The organism is Bacteroidota bacterium (assembly GCA_017303975.1).
Taxonomy (GTDB): Bacteria; Bacteroidota; Bacteroidia; order JAFLBG01; family JAFLBG01; genus JAFLBG01.
Genome location: JAFLBG010000065.1, coordinates 1 through 4,107, shown reverse-complemented (window position 1 = coordinate 4,107; position 4,107 = coordinate 1). Strand labels below are relative to the sequence as shown.

The window sequence follows — 4,107 nt, the reverse complement described above, 5'->3', positions numbered from 1 at the left end:
CGCGTACTTATGAGCAGTATGAGTTCTATTTTAATGGTGAACTTAAAGACTGGAAAAATAAGGCGTTTGTAAGTATCAATCGGGATATGGTGATTAAGCGCTATAACGAGCTTAAAGAGAAATTCAGCCCATCCTACGCCAATACCATTATGCGAGTGCTGAGTGCCTTATACCGGTTTGCAGAGGTGCAATATGAGGATGATTCTGGCGCAAGTTTATTCCCTGCTAATCCTGTGGTGCGTATTACCCAGTTAAAAGCGTGGGCGAAAGAGCCAAGACGACAAACCATTTTGAAGCAACACCAATTGGCCGTTTGGTATACCGCTATCAAAGACCTCAAGTTTAATACTGGCGCGGCAAATGACCATGTAGCGGCGGATTATTTCTTGTTCTTACTGCTGACCGGTTTACGAAAAAATGAAGCGGCAACGCTCACTTGGAAAAATGTAGATTTTGAAGAGCAAACGTTTTTAATACCTGACACCAAAAACAATACTGCTTTGACGTTACCAATGTCCGATGTAATTGCCGAAATCCTGAAATACCGCCTACGTTTTAAAACACAAGAATACGTGTTTAGCTCAAGGAAAACTGGCTACTTTGAAAATACCAAAGGCGCTGTGTCGCGCTTAAAAGAAAGCTCAGGTGTTGAAATTACCTTACATGATTTACGGCGCACTTTTATCACCGTTGCCGAATCTCTCGATATCTCGATGTTTGCTATCAAGCAGTTGGTGAATCACAAATCTGGCTCTGATGTTACCGGAGGCTATGTCATCAAGAATTTTGAGCGTTTGCGCGAGCCTATGCAGCGTATTACTGACTATTTCAAAACCCAATGCAAAATAGGAGTGCAGGACTTTGAATAATCCCAAAACTCAGGCAATCGATGGAACCGAAGCGTCTAAATATGCTGAAATATTATCTTTTGAACCTGCGGAGAAAGTTAGATTTGCTGTTAGTAGAGCTAAAGAGCTTTTAGTAAAACGAACTGAGGAGCAATGTATAACAATTGCTGAGGCAATAAGCCCCATGAGATCGATAATTAATTATCACCAAAGCCAAAGAGCAATGGCTGAAATAAAAGATAAGAATTTAGAGCAAGTTTGGCTATTAGAAGGGCGATCATTGTCGCTGTGGATGGACATCTTTGATATTTCTGGAATGGGAGTTGAAAAATTAGAATGGTATGAAGTTTTTGCTGTAAACGTTTTAATGCATTGTCTTAGTTATAGCCAAGTGGCCTCAATGACTTTTAGAGAATTTGGCCTTTCCATAGATTCACACCAATTCGAACTACTTAAATTACATGCAGAAAGTAAAATTCTAGACATTGTGGACTGTATAACTAGAGCTGAAATGCTTGAAAAGCATGGTCAAATTCACTCATCAGCAAAACTACTTGGTAGCAAAGGCGGGAAGGGGCGAGCGTTTAAGCTCGCACCGTTAGAATGTGAAGTAATTTCATTGTACTCAACGAAGGAATACGAGAATATGCCGATTCTTAAAGCCGCAAATTGTATTGCAGTAATTATTAAAGGAAGTAAACCATATTTACTGGAACTGACCAAAACAATCAATAAATGTGTGGCAATCCAGAATATAATTAGGAAGTTTATTGTGCGTAAAAATAAAATAATTAATGAAAATCTATCTAATTCGTAGATTTTTTTCAGCGATTTCCAACCATGACGGTGGATTTATTTTTGATTGTTTGTAAACGTAGTTGAGGTATTTTAATACGTTAATTGGAGATTTCGTAGCATCTGTTTTTAATAGTTTTATTGAGTAACTAATTCTGTCTAATTCATTGTCGCTTATTTTTAACTTAGCTTGCATATGCATGACAATATTTCTTTCATCAACTAGTTCAGAAATTGAATTTCTCAGCTTGCTATGCGTTTTGAGCGGAATTACATTAAAAATCTGAGGTATTAATTGGAATATTTTAACTCTTATCGGTATTTGTTGATCTAAGGCAATTGCATCTGCAGAAACCTCTCTCTCGGGCTTGTTTGGTCGTTGAATATTTAATTTCATATATTCATTTCCAATTCTTCCATGCAGTAGGAATGATCTATTAGCCCATGATTCTAAAGCGCTAATCGAAAATGTAGTTGCAGCCATTGCATGCTGACACATATTGAAAAAAATACTCATGTTGTCTTCACTCGTTTCTATTTCTTTCATCCCATCAAAAGTCGACTGTATTATCTTAATTTCATTTTTAAGTAGTTGAGCTTGTTGAGCAGAATCAATAGCATTGAAAAGCATGAGAGCTTCAAACTCCGCAGGCGGGACCCGCATGCGAAAACCATTAAAATCACCCTGCGATGAAATAGTGTTTACTTTGCTCCCTTTCTTAATGATGAGACCATTTGGTAATAAAGTATCATGCGAAACAGTAATGTTATTGTGTTCTAGAAAATGCTTCATTTAGACCTCAATTGCTAATCATTACAATTTATTTGCACAAGTCCCGCCCAACTTTACAGGCTTTTACACATCGTTTGTCATCGACATAACTAGGAAATTGAATTTTACACTCATCTTCGCAAGCGTCAAAAATTGATGAACAGGTTAAAATATTATTAACAAGCAATTCATTTAATATTTCGACTTCCTTAACCAATTCATCATGTGTCATCTTGCTACATACAGATTCTTTTTTTATAAATCCATGATTGCATTTCCAAGTAGAACCATAGGTGAAATGTGCGTTTTTTGGTAATTCTACTTCTTTGCATTCATTATTGACTCTTGCAAAACCAAGATTGCACTCCCAACCTTTAGTTATTGATAAATAGGCGTTTTTGGGGATTCTTTTGTATGTGCATTTGTTGTTTTCTTGTTTTGGATCGGCAATGCATATGCAACTTTCGCTGAAAAAATCAGGTATTGTATTTTCAGGGCACTCTGCTTGTGCATCAAAACAACAACAAATAAGTAATAGTGTTAAAAATGCAAATTTAATTCTTTGATCCTCACTATATTTTACACGCTTTATTAATTGTCAGGTGTTCTTTTGAAATACATAATTTACAGATATAAATGTTGCTGTAAATTCAGAATTTTGATTTTTTATTATATAACTCTCATTGATAAAGCGCTGATTCTATAACTGTCGCTATGGTTGTAAAAGTCGCTGGTTTTTTATAAAGTCATGTTTTATCTGTTAGTGAAAGTGTTGAAATGGTTCAGTAGTAATTGCTGTCGCCGAAATTTATTTTTTTCATACGCTATACCTTTTTTGATGTAACATTTTATTTTAAATGCAATAGCCGGAAAGTACAGTTGAACCTGTTATAATTGAAAGTGTCTTCTTATCTCCAGATTCATCTTCGTTTATGTTTAAGTAAACTACATTATGACCATCATCGGTCCCAATTATTTCATTAGAGATCCAAATTAATTTGTATGATTGGATGCTGCTGCCTTTGTCTATAATTGTTTTCTTCGGATATGAGCTATTCCCTAAGCTAGGACCGAGAACTACGCCTGATTTACGTTCTACATCGAAAGTACTATTGATGTAGATTTGTGGTTCTGAGGGTTTTAATATTCCTTCAACGCTAGGTGTATATTCACCTATGATCTTGCAGTGATAGGTATATGTGCCGGCAATTGCAAAATTTGACAACATAAACAACATAAACAACATAAACAACATAAACAACATAAACACCGTAATATATTTCATGATTACTCTCTTGAAAAAAATTTTAGCATGTGAAATAAAATTTAATTTTTAACAATACTATAGTTTTCGGCTCTCGAAAAGGTACTCTTGAAGTTCTTCAAGTATTGGACCTGTGCTATGTATTAGCCCATGCGAGTCATCTTGTACTCGTTAACAAGATCACTGAAGCGCTCCAGTGATCTCTGATTCGATCATTGAAGCGCTTCAGTGATCTCAAGTGCTTTTTATCTTTTCAAACATCCGCAACCATCCTCTTCGACAAAACAAGTTTGTCTAACTGAAGAGGATAAAATCCATGAGTTTAAAACTACTAAGTACCAAAGAAGCTGCCGAAGTGCTTGGCGTCAGCGTTGCATTTTTAGAACGTGATCGCTGGGCAGGCGCAAGAGTGCCATTTGTCAAAGTGG

At 36.1% G+C, this 4,107-nt stretch carries 4 protein-coding genes; 2 read left to right on the top strand and 2 right to left on the bottom strand.

Features of this window, described 5'->3' with window-relative positions; all coding sequences use genetic code 11:
• The coding region (locus tag J0M08_14210; GenBank protein MBN8704210.1) for a tyrosine-type recombinase/integrase at nt 1-869 on the top strand (869 nt) is incomplete at its 5' end.
• Nucleotides 862-1,665, top strand: a complete 804-nt coding sequence (locus J0M08_14205) for a hypothetical protein (GenBank protein ID MBN8704209.1) — start codon at nt 862-864, stop codon at nt 1,663-1,665. The genes J0M08_14210 and J0M08_14205, both read left to right, overlap by 8 nt.
• Here the strand turns inward: J0M08_14205 and J0M08_14200 are convergent.
• Entirely contained in the window at nt 1,651-2,436 is a 786-nt protein-coding gene (locus J0M08_14200; GenBank protein MBN8704208.1) for a hypothetical protein, read from the bottom strand. The genes J0M08_14205 and J0M08_14200 overlap by 15 nt on opposite strands.
• Before the next feature lie 832 nt (nt 2,437-3,268).
• Nucleotides 3,269-3,700 carry a hypothetical protein gene (locus J0M08_14195; protein ID MBN8704207.1) on the bottom strand — a complete coding sequence of 144 codons (432 nt, stop codon included), beginning with the start codon at nt 3,698-3,700 and terminating at the stop codon, nt 3,269-3,271.
• Nucleotides 3,701-4,107 lie beyond the last annotated feature (407 nt).

Coding starts and splice junctions, on each gene's coding strand:
- J0M08_14200 (MBN8704208.1), bottom strand. CDS start 2,436: ATGAAGCATTTTCTAGAACACAATAACATTACTGTTTCGCATGATACT.
- J0M08_14195 (MBN8704207.1), bottom strand. CDS start 3,700: ATGAAATATATTACGGTGTTTATGTTGTTTATGTTGTTTATGTTGTTT.